Annotated in this window: 21 protein-coding genes; 10 read left to right on the forward strand and 11 right to left on the reverse strand. The window is 59.4% G+C overall.

The window, feature by feature from the left end; genetic code table 11:
• Positions 1-43 precede the first annotated feature (43 nt).
• The 3 genes from chrA to ACM110_RS07380 all read left to right on the forward strand — a co-directional run bounded on the left by chrA (position 44) and on the right by ACM110_RS07380 (position 4,501).
• On the forward strand, positions 44-1,390 hold the full coding sequence (gene chrA / locus ACM110_RS07370) for a chromate efflux transporter (RefSeq protein WP_416127237.1): 1,347 nt from the start codon (positions 44-46) through the stop codon (positions 1,388-1,390).
• A gap of 322 nt (positions 1,391-1,712) precedes the next feature.
• Positions 1,713-3,077: a glutamine synthetase family protein gene (locus tag ACM110_RS07375; RefSeq protein WP_416127238.1), complete on the forward strand. Its 1,365-nt coding sequence runs from the start codon at positions 1,713-1,715 to the stop codon at positions 3,075-3,077.
• Positions 3,078-3,214: 137 nt separating this feature from the next.
• Positions 3,215-4,501: an NAD(P)/FAD-dependent oxidoreductase gene (locus ACM110_RS07380; RefSeq protein ID WP_416127239.1), complete on the forward strand. Its 1,287-nt coding sequence runs from the start codon at positions 3,215-3,217 to the stop codon at positions 4,499-4,501.
• A gap of 120 nt (positions 4,502-4,621) precedes the next feature.
• Here the strand turns inward: ACM110_RS07380 and ACM110_RS07385 are convergent, their stop codons facing one another.
• Together ACM110_RS07385 and ACM110_RS07390 are read right to left on the reverse strand one after the other, a co-directional pair.
• Entirely contained in the window at positions 4,622-5,407 is a 786-nt protein-coding gene (locus ACM110_RS07385; RefSeq protein ID WP_416127240.1) for a DeoR/GlpR family DNA-binding transcription regulator, read from the reverse strand.
• A 104-nt stretch (positions 5,408-5,511) separates the two neighbouring features.
• Positions 5,512-5,655, reverse strand: a complete 144-nt coding sequence (locus tag ACM110_RS07390; protein ID WP_416127241.1) for a hypothetical protein — start codon at positions 5,653-5,655, stop codon at positions 5,512-5,514.
• A 148-nt stretch (positions 5,656-5,803) separates the two neighbouring features.
• Between ACM110_RS07390 and speF the strand changes: the two genes are divergently transcribed.
• The gene (gene speF, locus ACM110_RS07395) at positions 5,804-7,987 is read left to right on the forward strand and encodes an ornithine decarboxylase SpeF (protein WP_416127242.1); all 2,184 of its coding nucleotides are present in this window, start codon (positions 5,804-5,806) and stop codon (positions 7,985-7,987) included.
• A gap of 10 nt (positions 7,988-7,997) precedes the next feature.
• On the opposite strand, the gene ACM110_RS07400 is transcribed toward speF, so the two are convergent.
• The 3 genes from ACM110_RS07400 to ACM110_RS07410 all read right to left on the reverse strand — a co-directional run bounded on the left by ACM110_RS07400 (position 7,998) and on the right by ACM110_RS07410 (position 10,125).
• Positions 7,998-8,957 carry an HlyD family secretion protein gene (locus tag ACM110_RS07400; protein ID WP_416127243.1) on the reverse strand — a complete coding sequence of 320 codons (960 nt, stop codon included), beginning with the start codon at positions 8,955-8,957 and terminating at the stop codon, positions 7,998-8,000.
• A gap of 3 nt (positions 8,958-8,960) precedes the next feature.
• On the reverse strand, positions 8,961-9,329 hold the full coding sequence (locus ACM110_RS07405; RefSeq protein ID WP_416127244.1) for a DUF3302 domain-containing protein: 369 nt from the start codon (positions 9,327-9,329) through the stop codon (positions 8,961-8,963).
• A gap of 127 nt (positions 9,330-9,456) precedes the next feature.
• Positions 9,457-10,125 (reverse strand): ATPase, encoded by a 669-nt coding sequence (locus tag ACM110_RS07410; RefSeq protein WP_416127245.1) that lies wholly within the window; start codon positions 10,123-10,125, stop codon positions 9,457-9,459.
• A gap of 320 nt (positions 10,126-10,445) precedes the next feature.
• Here ACM110_RS07410 and ACM110_RS07415 point away from each other — a divergent pair, with 320 nt between their 5' ends.
• Together ACM110_RS07415 and ACM110_RS07420 are read left to right on the forward strand one after the other, a co-directional pair.
• Positions 10,446-10,682, forward strand: coding sequence for a hypothetical protein (locus ACM110_RS07415; RefSeq protein ID WP_416127246.1), 237 nt, complete (start codon positions 10,446-10,448; stop codon positions 10,680-10,682).
• Between the two features lie 185 nt (positions 10,683-10,867).
• A complete protein-coding gene (locus ACM110_RS07420) occupies positions 10,868-11,605 on the forward strand; it encodes a hypothetical protein (protein WP_416127247.1) in 738 nt (245 codons plus the stop codon).
• A 34-nt stretch (positions 11,606-11,639) separates the two neighbouring features.
• Here the strand turns inward: ACM110_RS07420 and ACM110_RS07425 are convergent, their stop codons facing one another.
• Complete coding sequence (locus ACM110_RS07425; RefSeq protein WP_416127248.1) at positions 11,640-12,440, reverse strand: hypothetical protein; 801 nt, start codon at positions 12,438-12,440, stop codon at positions 11,640-11,642.
• A gap of 706 nt (positions 12,441-13,146) precedes the next feature.
• Here ACM110_RS07425 and ACM110_RS07430 point away from each other — a divergent pair.
• Positions 13,147-13,440, forward strand: a complete 294-nt coding sequence (locus tag ACM110_RS07430) for a fructose-bisphosphate aldolase (protein ID WP_416127249.1) — start codon at positions 13,147-13,149, stop codon at positions 13,438-13,440.
• A gap of 51 nt (positions 13,441-13,491) precedes the next feature.
• Here ACM110_RS07430 and ACM110_RS07435 read toward each other — a convergent pair whose 3' ends face one another.
• The gene (locus tag ACM110_RS07435) at positions 13,492-13,956 is read right to left on the reverse strand and encodes an anti-virulence regulator CigR family protein (RefSeq protein WP_416127250.1); all 465 of its coding nucleotides are present in this window, start codon (positions 13,954-13,956) and stop codon (positions 13,492-13,494) included.
• A 129-nt stretch (positions 13,957-14,085) separates the two neighbouring features.
• Here ACM110_RS07435 and ACM110_RS07440 point away from each other — a divergent pair, with 129 nt between their 5' ends.
• Positions 14,086-14,994: an alpha/beta fold hydrolase gene (locus tag ACM110_RS07440; RefSeq protein WP_416127251.1), complete on the forward strand. Its 909-nt coding sequence runs from the start codon at positions 14,086-14,088 to the stop codon at positions 14,992-14,994.
• Between the two features lie 30 nt (positions 14,995-15,024).
• Here ACM110_RS07440 and ACM110_RS07445 read toward each other — a convergent pair whose 3' ends face one another.
• The 4 genes from ACM110_RS07445 to ACM110_RS07460 form a co-directional block, all read right to left on the reverse strand.
• The gene (locus ACM110_RS07445) at positions 15,025-15,573 is read right to left on the reverse strand and encodes a cupin domain-containing protein (RefSeq protein WP_150702563.1); all 549 of its coding nucleotides are present in this window, start codon (positions 15,571-15,573) and stop codon (positions 15,025-15,027) included.
• 269 nt (positions 15,574-15,842) lie between these two features.
• Positions 15,843-17,141, reverse strand: coding sequence for an NAD(P)/FAD-dependent oxidoreductase (locus tag ACM110_RS07450; protein WP_416127252.1), 1,299 nt, complete (start codon positions 17,139-17,141; stop codon positions 15,843-15,845).
• A 52-nt stretch (positions 17,142-17,193) separates the two neighbouring features.
• Positions 17,194-18,684 (reverse strand): aldehyde dehydrogenase, encoded by a 1,491-nt coding sequence (locus ACM110_RS07455; RefSeq protein WP_416127253.1) that lies wholly within the window; start codon positions 18,682-18,684, stop codon positions 17,194-17,196.
• Between the two features lie 88 nt (positions 18,685-18,772).
• On the reverse strand, positions 18,773-20,149 hold the full coding sequence (locus ACM110_RS07460) for a glutamine synthetase family protein (RefSeq protein ID WP_046042407.1): 1,377 nt from the start codon (positions 20,147-20,149) through the stop codon (positions 18,773-18,775).
• A gap of 281 nt (positions 20,150-20,430) precedes the next feature.
• On the opposite strand from ACM110_RS07460, the gene ACM110_RS07465 reads away from it, so the two are divergent.
• Positions 20,431-21,192: a gamma-glutamyl-gamma-aminobutyrate hydrolase family protein gene (locus ACM110_RS07465; protein WP_416127254.1), complete on the forward strand. Its 762-nt coding sequence runs from the start codon at positions 20,431-20,433 to the stop codon at positions 21,190-21,192.
• Positions 21,193-21,520: 328 nt separating this feature from the next.
• Positions 21,521-22,663, forward strand: coding sequence for a polyamine ABC transporter ATP-binding protein (potA, locus tag ACM110_RS07470; protein ID WP_416127255.1), 1,143 nt, complete (start codon positions 21,521-21,523; stop codon positions 22,661-22,663).
• The last annotated feature ends 18 nt before the right edge of the window (positions 22,664-22,681 follow it).

The following is a 22,681-nucleotide window of genomic DNA, read 5'->3' on the forward strand; positions in this document are numbered from 1 at the left end:
GCTACTGTCATCGGCTCAAGGCATCTGCACAAGGAGCACAGGCTTGAGCGTCTCACCCGCACCGGAACAAACCAAACCTGAAGCCATCAGCCTGCGCGAAGCCTTTGCTTTCTGGCTCAAGCTCGGCTTCATCAGTTTTGGCGGGCCGGCGGGACAGATTTCGATCATGCACCAGGAACTGGTGGAGCGCCGGCGCTGGATCTCCGAGCGACGCTTTTTGCATGCGCTGAACTATTGCATGTTGCTGCCCGGCCCCGAGGCCCAGCAACTGGCGACCTACATCGGCTGGCTGATGCACCGAACCTGGGGCGGCGTGATTGCTGGCGTGCTGTTTGTGCTGCCATCGCTGTTCATCCTGATCGCGTTGTCCTGGATGTATATCGCCTTCGGTGATGTGCCGGTGGTGGCCGGTTTGTTCTATGGGATCAAGCCTGCGGTGACGGCCATCGTGGTGCAGGCCGCTCATCGGATCGGCTCGCGGGCGTTGAAGAATGGCTGGATGTGGGCGATTGCGGCGGCGTCATTCGTGGCGATCTTTGCGCTGAACGTGCCGTTTCCGTTGATCGTGCTGGGCGCGGCGGTGATCGGTTATTTCGGCGGGCGACTGGCACCGGAAAAATTCAGGACCAGCGGCCATGGCACTGCGAAAAATTCCTTCGGCCCGGCCGTGATCGACGATGACACACCGACGCCTGAACACGCCCGATTCAGCGGATGGAAACTGGCGCGTCTGGCCGCTATCGGGGCGATTTTGTGGGCACTGCCCATGGCCACACTCACCGCGCTGTTTGGTTGGGACGGCACGCTGACGCAAATGGCCTGGTTCTTCACCAAGGCTGCGCTGCTGACATTCGGCGGCGCCTACGCTGTGCTGCCGTATGTGTATCAGGGCGCGGTCGGTCATTACGGTTGGCTGACGCCGACGCAGATGATCGACGGCCTGGCGCTCGGTGAAACCACCCCCGGCCCGTTGATCATGGTGGTGGCGTTCGTCGGGTTTATCGGCGGTTATGTGCTTCAGGTGTTCGGCCCGGATCAGGCATTTGTCGCCGGCGCCGTTGCCGCGACACTGGTCACCTGGTTCACCTTCCTGCCTTCGTTCCTGTTCATCCTCGCCGGCGGGCCGCTGGTGGAATCGACGCACAACGAACTCAGATTCACCGCGCCGCTGACGGCGATTACCGCAGCGGTGGTCGGGGTAATTCTCAATCTGGCGTGCTTCTTCGGCTACCACGTACTCTGGCCCAAAGGCTTCGACAACCCTCTCGACTGGCCCTCGCTGCTGATCGCGATCGCGGCGGCCGTTGCCCTGTTTCGCTTCAAGCGTGGCGTGATCGAAGTGTTGATCGGTTGTGGGCTGATCGGCCTGGGTGTGCACCTGATGCGCTGAATGAAACATTTACACACGCCGAATTCACCCCTAGTATCCAGTCACGCCCGGATGGCGGGTCACACCTGCCACCGACGACTTCCAATGCCGGAAACATCCGTTATGAACCGCATTGTCAACCTGCCCATGGCCTTGAGCCGTTCCAAACTCCGTCACTCCGCACGTCCGCCGGATAGCACCCTGCTCGCCTGATCGCGCCCCAAACGCGTAGAGCCCCCCTCCCTCGCTAATCCTTTGCCTGCATGCCCCGGGTCTTTGAATCCGTCGTCGTGCCGAGGCCTGAATCCGTACGTCCGCAGGACGCCAACGTGAGTGACGAACCATGAAATTCGCAGCCCTTGAAGACGCCCAGACTTTTCTGGCGAACAACCCTGATATCGACATGATCGAGCTGTTCATTCTCGATGCCAACGGCGTGCCGCGCGGCAAGCTGTTGCATCGCGAAGAACTGTTGGCGGTGTATGAAAGCGGTCGTCCGCTGCCCAGCACCATCCTCGGCCTGACCTTGCAGGGCGATGACGTCGAGAACTCCGGGCTGGTCTGGGATGTCGGCGATATCGACTGCCGCGCCTACCCGCTCGAAGGCAGTCTGGTGCGTTTGCCGTGGCGGCAGATTCCGACGGCCGCCGTGCAAGTCAGCATGCACCCGCAAGAAGGCATGCCCGCCAGCATCGCCGACCCGCGTCACCTGCTGATCAGCGTGATCGACCGCCTGAAGGCCGAGGGTTATCACCCGGTAATGGCCTGCGAGCTGGAGTTCTACTTGCTCGACGCCAAGCGCGATCACCACGGCCGCCCGCAACCGGCGCTGGACGCCGACGGCGGTCGACCGCGACACACGCAGGTCTATGGCCTGCGTGAACTGGAGCAGATCGAACCGTTCCTCGCCGACCTGTATGCGGCGTGCAAACTCCACAACATTCCAGCACGCACGGCGATCTCTGAATACGCGCCGGGCCAGGTGGAAATCACGTTGGAACACGGCGATGCGTTGCAGGCGATGGACCAGGCCGTCCGCTACAAACGCCTGGTGAAAGCCGTCGCCCACAAGCACGGCATGCAGGCGACATTCATGGCCAAACCGTTCGATCATCTGGCGGGCACCGGCATGCACATGCACGTCAGCATCGCCGATGCCGAAGGGCGCAACCTGTTTGCGTCCGAGGACCCAGCGGGCACGCCGCTGCTGCGCACGGCCATCGGCGGCATGCTTGCCTCCTTGCTCGAGTCGCTGCTGTTATTCTGCCCCAACGCCAACTCCTACCGGCGTTTCCAGGCCAACAGCTACGCGCCGCTGGCCCCGACCTGGGGCGTCGATAACCGCACCGTCAGCCTGCGCGTTCCGGGCGGCCCGGCCAACAGCCGTCACATCGAACACCGCATCTGCGGCGCCGACGCCAACCCGTATCTGGCGGCAGCGGCGATCCTGGCCGGCATCCATCGCGGCATCAGCGAAAACCTCGATCCGGGCGAACCGGTGGAAGGCAACGGCTACGCGCAAGCCACGCAATTGCTGCCGACCGACTGGCTGACGTCGCTGACGGCACTGGAAAACTCGGTGTGGGCGCGGGATGCGTTAGGGCAGGAATTTCTTGGGGTGTATCTGGCGGTCAAGCGTGCCGAGTATCGGCAGTTCATGGCTGAAGTGGGGGAGCAGGATTGGCGTTGGTATTTGACTGAGGCGTGAATGCAGTCCCCTGTAGGAGCAAGGCTTGCCCGCGATAGCGCAGTGTCAGGCACCACATGTGCTGAATGTACCGACGCCATCGCGGGCAAGCCTTGCTCCTACAGAGGCAGCCCCCATCTTTTTGCCTGGATCCTGACATGACCCAACAACGCTGCAATTCCTACTACACCGCCACCCTCAACCACGACACCGATTACCCGACCCTGCAAGGCCAGCACCGCGTCGACGTGGTGATCATCGGCGGCGGTTTCACCGGCGTCGCCACCGCCGTCGAGCTGGCGGAAAAAGGCCTGAAAGTCGCCATCGTCGAAAGCAATAAAATCGGCTGGGGCGCCACCGGGCGCAACGGTGGCCAGGTCACCGGCAGCCTCTCGGGCGATGAAGCCATGCGCAAGCAGATGCGCCGCACCATCGGCGAGGAAGTCGACGATTTCATCTGGCACCTGCGCTGGCGCGGGCACCAGATCATCAAGCAACGGGTCGAGAAATACGGCATCGCCTGCGACCTCAAGCACGGGCATCTGCATGCTGCGTACAAGCCGAGCCACATGGAGGGTTTGCGCAAGGATTACGACGAAGCCGTGCGGCGCGGCATGGGCGATGAGGTCAGCCTGCTCGACCGCAGCCAGGTGCGCGACCTGCTGCAAAGCGACCTCTACCACGGTGCGATCAAGAACACTCGCAACATGCACCTGCACCCGCTCAACCTGTGCATCGGCGAAGCGCGAGCAGCAGAAAGTCTCGGCGCGTTGATCTTCGAAAACAGCGAAGTGCTGGAAATCATCCATGGCGATACGCCTGGGGTGCGTACCGCTCACGGCCGCATCGATGCCAATCAGGTGCTGCTGGCGGGCGACGTCTATCACAAACTGGAACCGGGCAAGCTCAAGGGCAAGATCTTCCCGGCCATGGGCGGCATCGTTACCACTGCGCCGCTGGGTGATCTGGCCAAACAGATCAACCCCGAAGACCTGGCCGTGTACGACTGCCGTTTCGTACTCGATTACTACCGCCTGACTGCCGATGGACGCCTGCTGTTCGGCGGCGGCGCCAACTACAGCGGCAAGGATTCGCGCGACATCGCTGCCGAACTACGCCCGTGCATCGAGCAGACGTTCCCAGCGCTCAAAGGCGTGGCCATTGACTATCAGTGGAGCTGCGCAATGGGCATCGTGATCAACCGTATTCCGCAACTGGGCAAGCTTTCGGACAACGTCTGGTATTGCCAGGGCTACTCCGGCCACGGCATCGCCACCACCCACATCATGGGCGAAATCATGGGCCGTGCGATCACCGGACAGCTTGAGCAGTACGACACCTTTGCGGCGTGCCAGCACATTCGCGTGCCGATGGGTGATCTGCTCGGCAACCCGATGCTGGCGGCGGGGATGTGGTATTACCAGATGCTGGAGCGGTTGCGCTGATAGATTGATGTTGTTTGTGATGGCCCCATCGCGAGCAGGCTGGCTCCCACAGGTTTGGCGTTCACTGAAAATCAATTGTGGGAGCGAGCCTGCTCGCGATGAGGCCGGAACATTCAACGATCATGCCTCAGCCTGCACCACCTCAATCCCCAACCGGCGGTAATCCTCGACACTCCCCGACGCCACATGCCGTTCGGTGAACAACGTATGCAACCGCGAACACGGCGCCACCACAAACGGCTCCACCGCACCGAGCTTGTCCGCCGTAGTCACCGCAATCACATGAGACGCACTGTCGAGCATCGCCTGTTTCACCGGCACTTCATCAAAATGCAGCGAGCTGATGCCGACTTCCGGGTGAATCGCACACACCCCGGTGAACAACAAATCAGCCTTGATACTCTCCAGCAAGCGCAGGGTTTCATGCCCGCTGGCCGACATCGTCGCCGGGTTGATCTGACCGCCCGCCAGAATCACCTTGATGCCTTTGTACTCGGACAAGGTGATCGCTGTCATCGGCGAGACAGTGACCGCCGTGATGCAGATATCCGCCGGCAATGAACGCGCGATCTGCAACGTGGTGGTGCCGGAGTCGAACACTACGATCTGCCCGTTCTCAACCCGACTGGCCGCCATCTGCGCCAATTCGGTTTTCACCTCGTCGGTTTCGCTGATGCGGGTGAAGTAATCCTTGCCGGTGTCCTTGGGTCGCGGCAGCGCTCCGCCGTGCACCCGCTGCACCAGGCCCGCCGTGGCCAGCTCCGACAGATCGCGGCGAATGGTGTCTTCGGACACGGCGAAATGCTGGCTCAACTCCGAAGCCATGACCTTGCCGTCCCGCTCAAGGATCAGCAGGATTTTTTGTCGGCGTAGATGGGGAAGCTCGGCTGCGGAATGATCGTGCATGGTTATGCCTGTTTCTGCGTGTTTGTGCGAGATTAGACTAACCGCAGAACAAACACAAACTGCCCAGCCAGGCAAAAGCACCAGCTATCAATTGTTTCGATCTTTCAAATCACGAAGCCGAATTTTTTATTTTCCCCCGGCCTGTTCAGAATGGCGCCGTCACTCATGCTTTGGATGGAAACTTCATGAATATCAATTTTGCTTTTGCGTGCATGATCGTCGTCTCTTTTACCATCGCGCTGGTCCATGCTTGACCTCAGCCAACAACAACTTGCGGTACATGAACTATAACTAATGCTGGCATGTTTTGGGCCAAGGCGCTGGAAGGCGCCTCCAAGGCAGTTGATCTCTTGAACAGCGGTGGACCCATGGACGTCTGCCTGGAGATTTACCCGCATGAACGCATTGAAAATAGCCGCGAGCGACACCGTACACGACAGCTTTCAAACCACCCGCGAAGTCATTCCGATCACCCGGACCGACTACACCGACGTTGCCGTCGCCGTGTTCTCCGTCGAGGATGTGATGGCCGGCGCCCTGGAAGCCTTGCAACGCACCGGCTTCGACATCCCGATTTTCCTGGTCACCGCCCCTGGCACCGGCACTCGCGCCCGCGATGTGTACAAGCATCTGGAAGATGTGCTGCTGCAGGTCAACGGCATATTCGACCCTTCCAGCAACAACGCCCAATACCATGGTCATCAGCTGGAAACCGCAGCCAAGGCCTATGAAGAAAGCCTTCTGCCGCCTTTCTTCGACTCGCTCAAGCACTACACCGAATCGGCCAACGCCACCTTCGCCTGCCCCGGTCACCAGGGCGGGCAGTTCTTCCGCAAGCATCCGGCGGGCCGGCAGTTTTTCGATTTCTTCGGCGAGACGCTGTTTCGCGCCGACATGTGCAACGCCGACGTGAGACTCGGCGATCTACTGATCCACGAAGGCCCGGCGCTTCAAGCGCAAATGCACGCGGCCAAGGTGTTCAATGCCGACAAGACTTACTTCGTGCTCAACGGCACCTCGGCCTCGAACAAAGTCGTCACCAATGCCCTGCTCACTCCCGGGGACCTGGTGCTGTTTGACCGTAACAACCATAAATCCAATCATCAGGGCGCGTTGATCCAGGCTGGCGCTACGCCGGTGTACCTGGAAACCGCGCGTAACCCTTACGGCTTTATCGGCGGGATCGACGCCCATTGCTTCGAAGAAAAATACCTGCGCAAACTGATCAGCGAAGTCGCGCCGGACAAGGCCGAATTGCCCCGGCCCTTCCGTCTGGCGATCATTCAACTGGGCACTTACGACGGCACCGTGTACAACGCCCGGCAAGTGGTCGATCGCATCGGCAAGCTGTGCGACTACATCCTGTTCGACTCGGCGTGGGTCGGTTACGAGCAGTTCATCCCGATGATGAAAGACTGCTCGCCGCTGTTGCTGGACCTCAACGAAAACGACCCTGGCATTTTCGTCACCCAATCGGTGCACAAACAGCAGGCAGGGTTTTCCCAGGCTTCGCAGGTCCACAAAAAGGATCGGCACATCAAGGGCCAGGCCCGTTACTGCAACCATCACCGGCTGAACAACGCGTTCATGGCCCAGGCCTCGACCAGCCCGTTTTATCCGCTCTTCGCCTCACTGGACGTCAACGCGCGGATTCACTCCGGCCGCAGTGGCCTGCGCCTGTGGGAAGACTGCGTGAAGTTCGGCATCGATGCACGCAAGTTGATCCTCGAAGCCTGCACCATGATCCGCCCGTTCGTGCCGGACACCATCGACGGACGCCAGTGGGAGGATTACCCCACCGAAGAAATCGCCGCCGACGTGCGCTTCTTCGAATTCCACCCCAAGGATCGCTGGCACGCCTTCAGCGGTTACGCCGACAAGCAGTATTTCATCGACCCGTGCAAGTTGCTGTTCACCACGCCGGGCATCGACCCGGTGGACGGCAGCTACACCGACTTCGGCATTCACGCCGGGATCCTCGCCAACTTCCTGCGCGAGAACGGCATCGTGCCGGAGAAATGCGACCTCAACTCAATCCTGTTCCTGCTGACCCCGGCCGAAGACTGGGCGAAGATGACCCACCTCGCCTCGCAGATCGCCCGCTTCGAACGCTTCATCAGCGATGACGCGCCGATGAGCCGGGTGTTGCCGGCGATCTACGCGCAGCATCAGGAACGCTATCGCAACTACACCATTCGCCAGCTGTGCCAGGAGATGCACGACCTCTACCGCAATCACAACGTTCAGCAGTTGCAGAAGGCGATGTTCCGCAAGGAACACTTCCCGAAAAAAGCCATGAACCCGCAGCAAGCGCAATTCGAGTACATCCGCGGCAACGTCGAACTGGTGGCGCTGGCCGACGCCGACGGACGCATCGCCGCCGAAGGTGCGCTGCCTTATCCGCCGGGAGTGCTTTGCGTGGTGCCGGGTGAAATCTGGGGTGGCGCGGTGCTGAAGTACTTCCTCGCGCTGGAAGAAGGTATCAACGCCCTGCCCGGATTTACTCCGGAACTGCAGGGCGTGTACCTGAAGGAAGACGCCGGGCGCATTCGCGCTTACGGCTATGTGATCAAGGCGTAATGTCCGTGCCTCAATGGAACGGGAAGATGTAGTTCATCCAGGCGGCCATGCGTAGCAAAATCTTGCGCATGGCTGCGATGTGATGAAAGTGCTGGCTGTACAGCGCAGCCTGCCCGTAAGCGCCGCCCGGCATCTTGTCTTTGTACGGAGCGAACGCCGGGTCGGTGATTTCGATGATGACCGGTACGCGACCGGCCGGTGGTGAGCCGGTAAAGCTGATCAGCGTACCGGAAGGCTGGACCTGCCCTTCGCCAATCACGCCATAGACACTCTTGACCTTGCCTTCGAAAACCTTGCCCGGAATACCGTCGAAGGCCACCTCGGCCTCATCGCCCTCGGACAAACGCAACAGGCTGTTCTGGCGCATCCATGCGGCAAAGTATTTGCCTTCATCGGGAATGAACACCATGGATGGGCGCAACGGTAACTTGGTTGCCATCATGCCTGGACGCAAGGAAACGTGGGTCACGAAGCCTTTGCTCGGCGCACGAATGGTCGTGTTGTCGAGTTCGTACTGGGCGTTGGCCAACTGCGCCTGCAAATCGTCGCTTCGCGCAACGGCGATATCCAGTTCACGCTGGGTGCCGAAATTACGTTTCATCAGCTCGGTGATTCGAAAAAGATCGCCTTTGGCCGAAACCAGCTGCGCCTTGAGCGACTTGATCCGGTTCTCGAACGGCGTGGGGTCGATCCGGAACAGCACATCACCCTTCTCCAGTAGCTGGTTGGACTTGACCGGCACGTCGATTACTTGACCGCTGACAATGGGGATCACCGGAACCGAGACGAAATACGAGCGTGCCACTTCGGAATACGGGTGGTTGTAGTTCATGGTGAAGATCAACGAACCGATCAACACGATCCCGCCGAGCACCGCCGTGGGCACCGTCCATTTGTTCAGCGGTATCCGGAAAATCTTGAACAGGGCAATGCAGAAGGCGGCATAGGTCAGAACGAGCAGAAGATCCATGGCTCAATTACCTTTGCCGGGTTCGATGGACACCGGCGCATCGGGAATTCCGTTGGCCCCTTCGATGCGTGCGATCCGCAGCTGAAGTTCGCGCACCTGCTCTTCAAGATGAACGATATGGCTGGTCGCCGACTTGCCATCGCCAAAACCCCAGCCCCGATCCTCGCGATAGGACATCGCCCAGATCCACAAAAATGGCCACAGCGCATGCAGCGTGAACAGGCTCACCCAACCGGTGGCGTGGATCGCGTCCTGGTGCGGGTGATTGCGGTGCACGGCAATCTCATAAGGAATGTCGTGCAACACGATGATGCCGTAGAACAGAACCAATCCGACAAAGATCAACAGACCCAACGCGATGTAATCGAGCATGATTTCTTCCTTGCAGCCTCGTGTGCTCAGAAGAGTCAGTGTAGTTCACGGTGAATCGTCCAGCCTGGGCCGTTTTGAAGGCGAAAAAAAGCCACCCGCCTGTGAGGTCGGGTGGCTTTTTCACAGGTCAGTTACTGGCGACATGACCCGCAGTGCCGGACGTCACCAGCGCCTTCAACGAGGCATCGAACTGTTTCAGCGCATTCACCTGGAGATCGGTCTGCTTATCGATCTGCGCGGCAATCTGTGGCGCGGCTTTACCGTGCACCCACACTGACGGCATTTGCTGAGAGCGAGAGCCTTCGGCCTGGCCGATGTATTGCAGATTCGCATCGTAGAACTTGGCCACGAACCGCGCCTCGACCTGATTATTGCGCTTCGATACGAGGCGGCTGTAGGTGTCGAGCATCACCACCACATCCGGGTGCGCCTGCACCGCCGCATCAAGGCTGTCGTACACCGTCACCGAAGCGAATTCTTTCTGCAACGAACCCATCAACCAGTTAATGGCCCGCTGCGGATCGGAGCTGTCGACGAATGCCTTGCTGATCCGCGAGTCCAGCTCAGGATTCTTCGCACCGTTCACCGCCACGGCGTGGTAGCGCTCAAGGTATTGCTGGGTATTGAGGGTGTTTTCGCTGTACAGCACCGCCACCGTTTTCGCCTGCTGCAAACTGGCAGCACTGTCGGCAATCGGCAGGAAACGGCAGGACGGATCGGCGGCAACGGCCGGAACAGCAACAGCGACGCTGCCGCTGAACACGGCAACAAAAGCCAGCAAGGTCGAGATTCTCATCGCGCTGATTCCTTCAAAGGCGAGATCGGTATAACGCTATCCTCCTCTGATGACAGAAAAACAGAACTTGCATTCTTTAATGATGAGTATCGAGCAAATGAATGATAGCTATGAGCTCAGCCGCCGAATGTAAAACCCACTTGATACGTCTCCGATACTTCTCTCGAATGCACTGTTTCCCGCTTGTTACCTTAACGCTCCAGTTGTCACTTCTGCACCGCCGGGCAGGCCAATAGAGTATGGCCTTCGGTGAGTATTCGGGGTTAGCAGCCTGTCGGCCCTGCCCTGCACCGATCCCCCATCACGGAAGAGGTGAAATCATGAGTTTTGTAAAAGTCGAAAAAAACCAGAGCAGCGCCCCGTCGGAAGCCGACATGAAAAAAGCCATGACCGAGGCTGGCGGCAAACCCGTCGAGTGCTCCGGCACCAACGCCGCCCGCACACTGACCTACACCGGCGTGGTCAATCACACGGTGTATGAGAACAAGCTGATCGAGGTGGCCAAGGGCAAACGCACCAGCTGGAACTTCGTCTGGGCCGACGCGCAGGCCGCCTGAAGATGCGGTGGGGCGGCCCGACGGTCGCCCCGCTGTTTTTGATACAACCCCGTTACCCGCCTGTAACTTCAAGACACTTAGCCTCCACGCCCCTCGACCCTAGAGTGAAGCCCTCAATGGACTGACCGGGATCACTGCCCGCCGCCCATTGATTGCCCAACACACCACCAAGGAAGAGGGAAACCATGAGCAAATCAATTGCTGTCAGCCAACAAAGCCAGCAGCTTCACAATGATGTGCAAGAAGCCGTCAAATCGATCATGGGTGCGACGCAACTGAAGGCCGAGGACTACGGCAGGGTATTGAGGTCGGCCCTGGCGGCTTCACAAAAAGTCGTCACCATCGAAATTGCCCCCGGCGACCTGACTCTGCTCAAGAAGTCCGGCTACAAGCTGTGCTTTGCCAAAAAAGTGGGTGACGAAGACTACAACGTGGTCTGGCAGTCCTATGACGCTTACCTGAGCAACAACGAATTCAGCTGGACGCCGCAATACCAGCTGTTCGCCTCCAACGTGTTCAAGGAAAACGTGCAAGTCAAAGTCTCGACCAACATCGTCAATATAGGTTTGGGGCAAACCTCGACACTCGATGTAAACGGTCTGCTGAGCCCTGCGGTAACAGGTGGTCCGGCTGTTTCCATGACCTTTGTGAACAGTTATGCACCCATCCATCCGGGTATCAACCAGTTGTCCACCGGCATCGACGGCAACCAGGTCAGCACGCCGATCTACGTGGCCGTTAACCAGGTGGTCACCGGCAACACTGTATTGACCCCCGTCGAAACCATCCTCGTGTGGTTCGAACAAAACGTGCAGACGAGTACCATGTTCAGTACTTCACGCTCCAAGGCGATCGAAATAGACCTGACGTTCGATAACACCGCCGGTCGCCTTTACGAAGGCGGTGAATGGAAAACCGTTTAACCGTCGTATCGGGGCAACCTCGCGGTTGCCCCTTTTACTCGTCCATAGCGCCGTTGGCAAAATACCCCGTCAGCGACAGACAGATCGACTCCGCCAGATCCTCCTGGGTGGCGATGCCATAAGGCTGGTTGCGATCAAACTGCGCCGACCAGCGAATCCGCCCCTGCGCCACATCCACCAGTCGCAACGACGCCCGCACCCGCGCCGGTTCGACCCGCACGCTGCCCTCCAGGCAAAAGCAGTAGCGCCCGCCACGTCCGATTTCGGGTGCTTTGACAATGCTACGCGGCACCTTCATCAACACATGATTGGCCCCGGTCTGCGCCCGCTCAAATGACTCGAACAAGCGACAGCTCAACTCCTCGCACAACCCCCGGGCAAAGTCATCGCCATCGCGGGTGATGCAGGTGAACGGCTGGATCTGCAACACTGGATGGCGCGCGCTGATGCTTTTATGCCGCAGGCGCTGATACAGGAGGCGATAACAACCGGGTGGAATGCTCAGCCGCACCGGATCCTGTTGGCCATTGCTGGCGTAATGCGCGGCAAGCTTGCGCCGCAACCGGCCCACCTGCACCCGCACCACCGGATCATCACCCGTGCAATACACCGCCGGGTCGCGACGAAACACCGCGATGCCAATGGCGTGCTCGGTCAGTGGTGTGCTTGAGGATTGCAGGTCGTGCTCGACCAGAAAGCGCAACAAACTGCCCATGCGCCGCGACTTGGCAAACAACGGACTGGCCAGCAACGACGCCAGCACCCGCTCCATTTCTTCTCGATCGGGCGGTTTGGGAACCCCGTCCGCACTTGATTCCATGCGTTTGATCACCATCGCCTGCCTCCGTGCAGGTTGTCGACAGGAATAGAAGTCGTACTCCGTGGGTACACGCGCAACGTGAAGCAAAAAACGGCCTCGGGCGTTGCAACGACGAAGCTTAGCAGCCGTGCTGGAATGGGCTGGCGAATGCGGTGATAGCAACGTGACATCCGACGAACGTTAGATTTGAGGGCTGAAAAACACGTAGGAATTATCGCCTTGTGATGAGGGGGAACGGTGCTACTGGGATGCGATGTGGGCGTAGGTTCTATTGGCTCATTTCCTCAGACGCACCACGGCAACCGGCATCTGAAGCCGCATCGCCCAACAAAACCGCTACCTTCACCAAAAAAACCGCATCTACACCGGCCAATGTAGGAGCTGCCGAAGGCTGCGATCTTTTGATCTTGAGGCGCAAAACCGTCCTACACCCCCGTTTGCAGACGTCAAAACCGCCACCTATATTCGATCCGTCGCTGGCATTAGCTGGCGATTGGGGTTTCGCAGCCCTACCGATACGTGTAGTAACCTTGCAGTCCACAAAACCACCGACGGTCGCCTCGGCGCTCGTAATCCGTTTTATGGTGGCTGTGTGTGGGAGACCATTTGGTCTGCCGGGTTCCTCGTATCCTCGGTCTGCGAACCCGCACATGGCTACCACCCCATTCGACTCGCAGCGACCGGGAGTAGCTCTTCTTACAGATACGAGGAAGATTTACTTATGACAATGAACAATCCACCCCGCCGCTTCATCCCCATGAAACAAATCGCCACCGACTACCCCGTCCTCCTGATCGACAACCAGGCCCCGATCCGCGAACTCCACAACTGCGTCAGCGAACGCCTCAACGCCGTCCTGCAATACCTCAATCTCATGGCCTGCACCAGCCTCCCCGACTACGCCGAAAACGACATCAACACCGTCACCAACATTTCGCGGATTCTGCTTCAGGATGTGCGCGATGTGTTTGCGGTGATTGAGCAGCGGGGGTTTGAGGTGCCGAAGGGCCAGTGACCAAATTCAAGACGAAAAAAACCCGCATCATTGCGGGTTTTCGCGCGATCGTTAATCAAACGCACCGTTGAGCACTTCATAGATAAGCCCGGTGGCCAACGCAACCAGGATCAAATCCGTGCCGACTTGCTGCCACTCATACCCGTCGTAATGCGGCAATCTACCGATCAACCGGCCATCGAGCTTTTTGGCAATGCCTGGCGGAAGCGGCTTGCCGCGAGCGAGGTTCTTTTGGATGCCCGGTGGCAATGCAGGCCCCGGACTCCAGTAATCGCGGTAACCGTCAACAATGCCAATGACGCTTGAGCGATTGATGCTCGGGCCATTGTCCCAATCGCCGCCCCCGGACTTTTTACCCTTGTTGCCTTGCCCGCCCTGGTTGCCATGGTCCTGGGCATTTTGCGGGTTGCCTTTCCCCTGACCCTTTCCATTACCGGAGTCGGCCAGCGCAGTCATCGAACCGCATACCAGCGCCACGCTTGTCACCGCCGCAATCAACGATCGAGACCTGATCATGAGTCGTTCCTTCGTGCCGGGAGTATTCCCTGAAATTTAGACGCTGTTGAAGAACTTGGTTCCATTCGATCATCCGCTGCGAAAGCGGCTACGCTCAGCTCTTCCACGACCCTGTCTGGAGACAGTGCCATGATTCGCACCCTGCTCACCGCTTTCACGCTACTCGCCCTGAACCTGCCGGCACATGCCGCCGTCATGCCATTTCCCGAAGCCTTCCGCATTCAGGACATCCCCGTCGACGGCGTCACAATGCATGTTCGTGTGGATGGCAAAGGCCCGGCCGTGGTGCTGTTGCATGGTTTTGGTGATACCGGCGACATGTGGTCGCCGCTGGCTGCCGATTTGGCGAAGGATCACACCGTCGTGGTGCCAGACCTGCGCGGCATGGGCTTGTCGTCGATTCCCGAAGGTGGCTACGACAAGAAAACCCAGGCCGGTGACATTCGCGGGGTATTGGCCGCGTTGGGCATCGAGCATTCAGTGGTGATCGGCCACGACATCGGCACCATGGTCGCGTTCGCTTATGCCTCGCGCTACCCGCAACTGACCGATCGCTTGGTGGTGATGGATGCGCCGGTGCCGGGCATTCCACCGTGGAACGACATCGTTCGTTCGCCAATGCTGTGGCACTTCGATTTCGGCGGGCCGGACATGGAACGCCTGGTGGCCGGGCGTGAACGCATTTACCTGGATCGCTTCTGGAACGAGTTTGCAGGCGATCCCGCCAAGGTCGATGAAGAGATCCGCCAGCACTACGCCAAACTCTACGCCCGCCCCGGCAACATGCGCGCCGCCTTCGCGCAGTTCCGCAGCATTCGTCAGGATGCCGTGGACAACGAAGCGTCGATGGCAAAGAAACTGAACATGCCGGTGCTGGCCGTTGGCGGTGAAAAATCCTTCGGCGCCAATGAGGCGATCGTGATGCGCAATGCGGCGGACAAAGTCACGGAAGTGGTGATTCCGGGGGCCGGGCATTGGTTGATGGAGGAAGCGCCGACGCAGACAATTGAGGCGATTCGGGGCTTTATCAGCCGTTGACGGCCCGGTGCCGAACCGGGCCCTGTCCGGTCAGAAATTCGCCGGCGTGTTGGCACTGATGATTTCCGCCTCATCGGCGCCGATATTGCGAAACCGGTGCGGCAGTGTCGTCGGGAAGTAATAGCCATCCCCGGCATTCAACACACTGATCTGCCCATCGACGGTCAGCTCAACCGTACCCCGTGTCACCAACCCGCACTCCTCGCCTTCGGAATGCACGATCGGCTCTTCCCCGGAGCTGGCGCCCGGTGCGTATTGCTCGCGCAGCAAACGCATCTGCCGGCTCGGTACGGAGGCGCCGATCAGCAGCAGACGCAGGCCGTGGCGGCCCAGATCGGGTTGTTCGCTGGCGCGGAAGACGTATTGGTGTTCGCGCGGAGGCTGGTCGAAGGTGAAGAAGTCGGCCAGGGACATTGGGATGCCTTCGAGCAGCTTTTTCAGGGAGCTGACGGAAGGACTGACGCGATTCTGTTCGATCAGGGAAATGGTGGCATTGGTGACGCCGCTACGCCGGGCCAGCTCGCGCTGGGACAGTTTGTAGCTTTCGCGTACTAATTTGAGTCGTGAGCCCGTGTCCATGACAGCCTTATGTGCGTACCGCGTAAGGGTAATGGGGGTGGAGAGCAGGCGCGGATCACGCCGTTTTCCGGTCCCGGAAACGTGAAAGGCGGCTATTAAATCACGTTTGTGGGTGTTGCTGTAGGAGCTGCCGAAGGCTGCGATCTTGATCTTGATCTTGAAAAGCAGGATCCAAAGATCGCAGCCTTCGGCAGCTCCTACAGGGGAACGTGGTGTTTCAGGTAAAAAACCGGCGACACCTTATGGGGTGGCCGCCGGTGAGGTAACGCTTAGATGCCGAAACGGTCGCGCAGCGAGTAGTACACGGCGCCCATGGCGGTGAGCGGCGCCGAGAATGTGCGCCCGCCGATCATCGGCATGTGCGGCAAGGATGCAAACGCGTCAAAACGCTCGGCATCGCCACGGATCATTTCCGAGATCAATTTGCCGGCCAGGTGCGAGCAGGTCACGCCGTGGCCACTGTAGCCTTGCATGTAGTAGGCGTTTTTCTCGATGCGACCGAATTGCGGCATGCGCGACATGGTCAGCAGGAAGTTGCCGGTCCAGCGGTAGTCGATCTTCACGTCCTTCAGTTGCGGGAAGGTCTTGAGGATTTTCGGCTTGATCAGTTGCTCGATGTCGTCCGGTTCACGGGCGCCGTAGACCACGCCGCCGCCGTACAGCAAACGGTTGTCGGCAGTCAGGCGGTAATAGTCGAGCAGGTAGTTGCAGTCTTCGACGCAGTAGTTGTTCTTGATCAGGCTACGCGCTTGTTGCTCCGACAACGGCTCGGTGACCACGATCTGCGAACCGCACGGCATGCTCTTGCTGGTCACGCGGTTGTCGAGACCTTGCGGCAGGTAGGCGTTACCGGCGATCAGCAGGTACTTGGCCTTCACCATGCCTTTGGCGGTGCGCACGGTGATCGGTTCGCCGTAAGTGATTTCCACCGCCGCCGACTGTTCGTAGATCTTGCCGCCCAGGCCGATGATCGCCGAGGCTTCACCGAGGGCCAGGTTCAGCGGGTGAATGTGGCCGCCCTGCATGTCCAGCAAGCCGCCAACGTAAGCATCGGAACCGACTTCACGCTTGATGTCAGCTTCGCCGAGCAGCGTCAGGTTCTTGTTGCCGTAGCGTTCCCAGCTCTTTTTCTGCTCGGCCAGGCCTTTGAGTTGCTTCTTGTTCATCGCCGCGAAAATACCGCCCGGGCGGTAGTCGCACTGGATGTCGTAGTGCTGTATGCGCTGACGGATGATGTCGGCGCCTTCGAAAATCATGCTGCCGAGGACTTCGGCGGTCTTGTCGCCATAGCGCTCTTCGATGACATCGACGTCGCGGCTATAGGAATTGACCAGTTGCCCGCCGTTGCGACCGCTGGCGCCGAAGCCGACTTTGGCCGCTTCAAGCACGGTCACGCTGTAGCCCGCCTCGGCGAGGAACAGCGCCGAGGACAGGCCGGTGTAACCGGCGCCGATCACGCAGACGTCGCAGTCCACTGCGCCTTCCAGTACCGGGAAATCACCGGTGAAGTTACGAGTGGCGGCGTAGTAGCTGTTTACATGCTGTTGGGTTGAAGAGTTCTGTTTCATACGTTTCTCCGATGGCCGCCGCAGAACGCAGGCGACCGCCGCTTTATTGTTGTTAGAGCTTGATCCAGGTCGCTTTGAGCTCGGTGTACTTGTCGAACGCGTGCAGCGATTTGTCGCGACCGTTACCCGACTGCTTGAACCCGCCGAACGGCGCGGTCATGTCGCCGCCGTCGTACTGGTTGACCCAGACGCTGCCGGCACGCAGACCGCGGGCGAAGGTGTGGGCCTTGCTCAGATTGCTGGTCCACACGCCGGCGGCCAGGCCGTAGATGCTGTCGTTGGCAATCGCCAAGGCTTCTTCAGCGGTATCGAAGGTAATGACCGAAAGTACCGGGCCGAAAATTTCTTCCTGGGCGATGGTCATGGCATTGGTCACGCCATCGAAAATCGTCGGTTCCACGTACTGGCCACCGGTGTCTTCGAGGGTGCGGCTGCCACCGGCGATCAACTGAGCGCCCTGCTCCTTGCCAATGTTGATGTAGCGCAACACGTTGTCCAGTTGACGCTGATCGACGACCGCGCCGACCGTGGTCGCAGGATCGAGCGCATGACCCGGTTTCCACGCTTGCAACGCTTCCACCAACAGCGGAATGAACTGCTCGCGGATCGAACGCTCGACCAGCAAACGCGAACCAGCGGTGCAGACTTCGCCCTGGTTGAACGCGATGGCGCCGGCCGCAGCCTGTGCTGCTGCGCGCAAATCCGGCGCATCGGCGAACACCACGTTGGCGCTCTTGCCGCCCGCTTCAGCCCACACGCGTTTCATGTTGCTTTGCCCGGCGTAAATCATCAGTTGCTTGGCAATCGCCGTGGAGCCGGTGAAGGCCAGCACGTCGACGTCCATGTGCAGCGCCAGCGCCTTGCCGACGGTGTGACCGAAGCCCGGCAGAACGTTGAACACGCCTTTCGGAATGCCCGCATCCAGTGCCAGTTGCGCGATGCGGATCGCGGTCAACGGCGATTTTTCCGAAGGCTTGAGAATGAACGAGTTGCCCATCGCCAGGGCCGGGGCGAATTTCCAGCTGGCCATGATCAACGGGAAGTTCCACGGCACAATGGCCGCCACCACGCCGGCCGCTTCGCGCGTCACCAGGCCCAGTTGATCCTGAGGCGTGGCAGCGACTTCGTCGTAGATCTTGTCGATGGCTTCGGCGGTCCAGCGGATCGCGTTGGCGGCCGCCGGAATGTCGATGCTCATGGCGTCGCTGATCGGCTTGCCCATGTCGAGGGTTTCGAGCAGCGCCAGTTCTTCCTGGTTAGCCAGGATCAGATCGGCGAAACGAATCAGGATGCGCTTGCGCTCGGCCGGGGCCAGATTGGCCCAGACGCCGGATTCGAAGGCGCGGCGAGCGACGGCGACGGCGGCGTTGGCATCGGCTTCATCGGTGCTGGCGACGTTCGCCAGGAAGCGGCCATCCACCGGGCTGATGCATTCAAACGTCGCGCCGCTGGCGGCTGCGCAGTATTGACCGTCAATGAACGCACGGCCTTCAATAGAGAGGGACTGGAAGCGGTGCTCCCAATCGCTGCGGGTGATTGTCATGGTTGTGACTCGACGCAGGGGAATGAGTGATCGCCGGACTGACGCTCACAATTCAAACTTGAAACCCGGTCCCTGTAGGAGCTGCCCATCAAACGGTGTGCAAGTACCAGTTGTACTCAAGGTCGGAGATGGAGTTCTCGAACTCGGCCAGCTCGCTTTCCTTGCACGCCACGAACACGTCGATGTACAGCGGGTCGATGTACTTGGCCATGACTTCGCTGTCGTCCAGCTCGCGCAGTGCATCGCGCAGGTTGTTCGGCAGGCTTTGTTCATTCTGCTCGTAGCTGTTGCCTTCGACCGGGGCGCCCGGTTCGATCTGGTTGGTCAGGCCGTGGTGAACACCGGCCAATACCGACGCCATCAGCAGGTACGGGTTGGCATCGGCGCCCGCTACGCGGTGTTCGATGCGCACCGAGTCTGGCGAACCGGTCGGCACGCGTACCGCTACGGTACGGTTGTCGATGCCCCAGCTCGGCGAGTTCGGCACGTAGAACTGTGCGCCGAAACGACGGTACGAGTTGACGTTCGGGCAAAGGAACGCCATCTGCGCCGGCAGGGTCTCGAGCACACCGCCGATCGCGTGTCGCAGCGCGGCGTTCTGCTCGGGATCCTCGCTGGCAAAGATGTTGTTGCCTTCTTTGTCGAGAATCGAAATGTGCACGTGCAGACCGTTGCCCGCCTGGCCTGGATACGGCTTGGCCATGAAGGTGGTGTCCATCTCGTGGTCGTAGGCGATGTTCTTCACCAGACGCTTGAGCAGGACGGCGTAGTCGCAAGCCTTTATAGGGTCGGCCACGTGATGCAGGTTGACTTCGAATTGCGCCGGGGCGCTTTCCTTGACGATGGCGTCAGCCGGGATGCCCTGCTCTTTCGCGCCTTCGAGGATGTCTTGCAGGCAGTCGACGTATTCGTCGAGGTCGTCGATCAGGTAAACCTGGGTCGACATCGGACGCTTGCCGGATACCGGCGAACGTGGCGATTGCGGACGACCGTTCACGTTGTCCTGGTCGATCAGGTAGAACTCGAGTTCGAACGCGGCGCAGATGGTCAGGCCCATGTCGTCGAACTTGCGCACGACATTGGCCAGCACTTCACGCGGGTCGGCGAAGAATGGCTGGCCTTCGAGTTCGTGCATGGTCATCAGCAGTTGCGCGGTCGGGCGCTTTTGCCATGGCTCGATGCTCAGGGTTCCGGGGATCGGGTAGCAGATCCGGTCGGAGTCGCCGATGTCCAGACCCAGGCCGGTGCTTTCCACCGTGGAGCCATTGATGTCCAGAGCAAAGAGTGACGCCGGCAGGTTAATGCCTTTCTCGTAAACCTTATGAAGACTGGTGCGCTCGATGCGCTTGCCGCGCACCACACCGTTCATATCCGCAATCAGAAGGTCGACGTACAAAACCTCAGGATATTTCTTAAGGAATGCGTTTGCTTCGTTGAGTTGAACGGTACGCAGAGGGACCGACATGTTGCACCTATTTAGCTGTTAATTATTATGTTCACTGCCCTTTCACGAGCCCAGTCAATCCGAAAGGCAAAGTGAAGTCAATAGCGAACACTCAGCCTTTCAACGTTTATTTTCGGGCCTCTCAGAGGCACGAGAGTCCCAGAACAGCCTTGAAACACGCGTAAATCCTGAGGATCGGACGTGCGGCGTTTAGAATTTTTTACATGGGAGTTGTTAATTAAAATCAACAAGGCTAAGCTCCAGAAAAGCTCGTTCAAGTGTGAAACTTCGAGGTGATAAAAATGGCATTCAAGCCATTGATCGGCGTTACTGCATGCGTCAAACAGATTGGCCTGCACCCCTACCATGTCAGCGGCGACAAGTACTTGCGTGCTGTCAGCGTTGCGGCGCTGGGGCTGCCTGTCGTTATTCCTTCCCTGGCTGAACTGACCGAAATCGAGGACCTGCTGCCGCAGCTCGACGGTCTGTTGCTGACCGGCTCGCCATCGAACGTGGAACCCTTCCACTATCAAGGCCCCGACAGCGCCCCCGGCACAGAACATGATCCCCAGCGGGATCGCACCACCCTTCCCCTGATTCGCGCGGCGATCGCCGCTGGCGTGCCGGTGCTTGGCATCTGTCGTGGCTTTCAGGAGATGAACGTGGCGTTCGGTGGCAGCCTGCATCAGAAAGTCCATGAGCTCCCCGGTTTCCTCGATCATCGCGAAGCCAATCACCCGGACCTGGCGGTGCAATACGCCCCGGCCCATGCGGTGAATGTGCAGCCCGGCGGTGTGTTCGAAGCGCTGGATCTGCCTGCGGTGTTCCAGGTCAACTCGATTCACAGTCAAGGCATCGACCGCCTCGCTCCTGGCCTGCGCGCCGAAGCCGTCGCACCCGATGGCTTGATCGAAGCGGTCTCGGTCGAACACAGCAAAGCCTTCGCCCTCGGCGTGCAATGGCACCCGGAATGGCAAGTGCTGGACAACCCTCCTTACCTGAGGATTTTCCGGGCGTTCGGCGAAGCGTGCCGGCAACGGGCGGCGCTGCGTAATTTGCGCTGACTCAAACCACTAGCACTCGATTTACTGCCCCCGTGAACAAGACGGGCGTGCCTTTGCGCGCCCGCCATTCACGACAACAACACACTGCAATAACAACAAGTACTACCAGGCAGCCAGGATGGCGGCGCCGAATAAACCCGATCGGTATGGGGTATTTCCTGTAGGAGCTGCCGAAGGCTGCGATCTCTTGATTTTGTTCTTCAACATCAAGATCAAAAGATCGCAGCCTTCGGCAGCTCCTACAAGAGACCGCAACCGGCAGGGTTTGCAATCAACTATTAAGTCAGGCCGCGTTGGCCCGACGACTGAAACCTGTTGGGAGTTTCACATGGCAAACGCCTCCAGCATCTACAGGAAGGCTCTTGAAGGTCACCAGGCACCGAAAAAGGTGTTGGTGAAAGTCGACCGCGTCACCAAGAAGTTCGACGAAACCACCGCTGTGGACGATGTGTCCCTGGAAATCCATCAGGGCGAAATCTTTGCCCTGCTCGGTGGTTCCGGTTCCGGTAAATCGACGCTGCTGCGCATGCTCGCCGGCTTCGAACGCCCGACCGAAGGCCGGATCCTGCTCGACGGTGTCGACATCACCGACATGCCGCCGTACGAACGTCCGATCAACATGATGTTCCAGTCCTACGCCCTGTTCCCGCACATGACGGTGGCGCAGAACATCGCCTTCGGCCTCAAGCAGGATCGTTTGTCCGCCAGCGAAATCGACGCCCGCGTCGAAGAGATGCTGCGTCTGGTGCACATGACCCAATACGCCAAGCGCAAACCCCACCAGTTGTCCGGCGGTCAGCGTCAACGTGTAGCGTTGGCCCGCTCCCTGGCCAAGCGTCCGAAACTGCTGTTGCTCGACGAACCAATGGGCGCACTGGATAAAAAGCTGCGTTCGCAGATGCAACTGGAGCTGGTGGAAATCATTGAGCGCGTCGGCGTGACCTGCGTGATGGTGACCCACGACCAGGAAGAGGCCATGACCATGGCCCAGCGCATTGCGATCATGCACCTGGGCTGGATCGCCCAGATCGGCAGCCCGGTCGACATTTATGAAGCACCTGTCAGCCGCATGGTCTGCGAATTCATCGGCAACGTGAACGCCTTCGACGGCACCGTGGTGGAAGATCTGGAAGGTCACGCGATCATCCACAGCCCGGACCTGGAACAGAAAATCTACGTCGGTCACGGCGTCAGCACTTCGGTGCAGGATAAGTCGATCACCTACGCGATCCGCCCGGAAAAACTGCTGGTCAGCACCACCAAGCCGGATGCCCGCTACAACTGGTCCAGCGGCAAGGTGCATGACATCGCTTACCTCGGCGGCCACTCGGTGTTCTACGTCGAACTGCCTGGCGGCAAAGTCGTGCAGTCGTTCATGGCCAACGCCGAACGCCGTGGCGCGCGTCCGACCTGGGACGATCAGGTCTACGTGTGGTGGGAAGATGACAGCGGCGTGGTACTGCGCGCATGAGAACCTTCAATCAGCAAT

It is taken from the genome of Pseudomonas sp. NFX98, assembly GCF_047784845.1.
Lineage (GTDB): Bacteria > Pseudomonadota > Gammaproteobacteria > Pseudomonadales > Pseudomonadaceae > Aquipseudomonas.

What these genes read in the sequence shown, in the direction of transcription:
- ACM110_RS07375 (WP_416127238.1), top strand. Translation starts at nt 1,713, where the DNA reads ATGAAATTCGCAGCCCTTGAAGACGCCCAGACTTTTCTGGCGAACAAC.
- ACM110_RS07380 (WP_416127239.1), top strand. Translation starts at nt 3,215, where the DNA reads ATGACCCAACAACGCTGCAATTCCTACTACACCGCCACCCTCAACCAC.
- ACM110_RS07385 (WP_416127240.1), bottom strand. Translation starts at nt 5,407, where the DNA reads ATGCACGATCATTCCGCAGCCGAGCTTCCCCATCTACGCCGACAAAAA.
- ACM110_RS07390 (WP_416127241.1), bottom strand. Translation starts at nt 5,655, where the DNA reads ATGGACCAGCGCGATGGTAAAAGAGACGACGATCATGCACGCAAAAGC.
- speF (WP_416127242.1), top strand. Translation starts at nt 5,804, where the DNA reads ATGAACGCATTGAAAATAGCCGCGAGCGACACCGTACACGACAGCTTT.
- ACM110_RS07400 (WP_416127243.1), bottom strand. Translation starts at nt 8,957, where the DNA reads ATGGATCTTCTGCTCGTTCTGACCTATGCCGCCTTCTGCATTGCCCTG.
- ACM110_RS07405 (WP_416127244.1), bottom strand. Translation starts at nt 9,329, where the DNA reads ATGCTCGATTACATCGCGTTGGGTCTGTTGATCTTTGTCGGATTGGTT.
- ACM110_RS07410 (WP_416127245.1), bottom strand. Translation starts at nt 10,125, where the DNA reads ATGAGAATCTCGACCTTGCTGGCTTTTGTTGCCGTGTTCAGCGGCAGC.
- ACM110_RS07415 (WP_416127246.1), top strand. Translation starts at nt 10,446, where the DNA reads ATGAGTTTTGTAAAAGTCGAAAAAAACCAGAGCAGCGCCCCGTCGGAA.
- ACM110_RS07420 (WP_416127247.1), top strand. Translation starts at nt 10,868, where the DNA reads ATGAGCAAATCAATTGCTGTCAGCCAACAAAGCCAGCAGCTTCACAAT.
- ACM110_RS07425 (WP_416127248.1), bottom strand. Translation starts at nt 12,440, where the DNA reads ATGGTGATCAAACGCATGGAATCAAGTGCGGACGGGGTTCCCAAACCG.
- ACM110_RS07430 (WP_416127249.1), top strand. Translation starts at nt 13,147, where the DNA reads ATGACAATGAACAATCCACCCCGCCGCTTCATCCCCATGAAACAAATC.
- ACM110_RS07435 (WP_416127250.1), bottom strand. Translation starts at nt 13,956, where the DNA reads ATGATCAGGTCTCGATCGTTGATTGCGGCGGTGACAAGCGTGGCGCTG.
- ACM110_RS07440 (WP_416127251.1), top strand. Translation starts at nt 14,086, where the DNA reads ATGATTCGCACCCTGCTCACCGCTTTCACGCTACTCGCCCTGAACCTG.
- ACM110_RS07445 (WP_150702563.1), bottom strand. Translation starts at nt 15,573, where the DNA reads ATGGACACGGGCTCACGACTCAAATTAGTACGCGAAAGCTACAAACTG.
- ACM110_RS07450 (WP_416127252.1), bottom strand. Translation starts at nt 17,141, where the DNA reads ATGAAACAGAACTCTTCAACCCAACAGCATGTAAACAGCTACTACGCC.
- ACM110_RS07455 (WP_416127253.1), bottom strand. Translation starts at nt 18,684, where the DNA reads ATGACAATCACCCGCAGCGATTGGGAGCACCGCTTCCAGTCCCTCTCT.
- ACM110_RS07460 (WP_046042407.1), bottom strand. Translation starts at nt 20,149, where the DNA reads ATGTCGGTCCCTCTGCGTACCGTTCAACTCAACGAAGCAAACGCATTC.
- ACM110_RS07465 (WP_416127254.1), top strand. Translation starts at nt 20,431, where the DNA reads ATGGCATTCAAGCCATTGATCGGCGTTACTGCATGCGTCAAACAGATT.
- potA (WP_416127255.1), top strand. Translation starts at nt 21,521, where the DNA reads ATGGCAAACGCCTCCAGCATCTACAGGAAGGCTCTTGAAGGTCACCAG.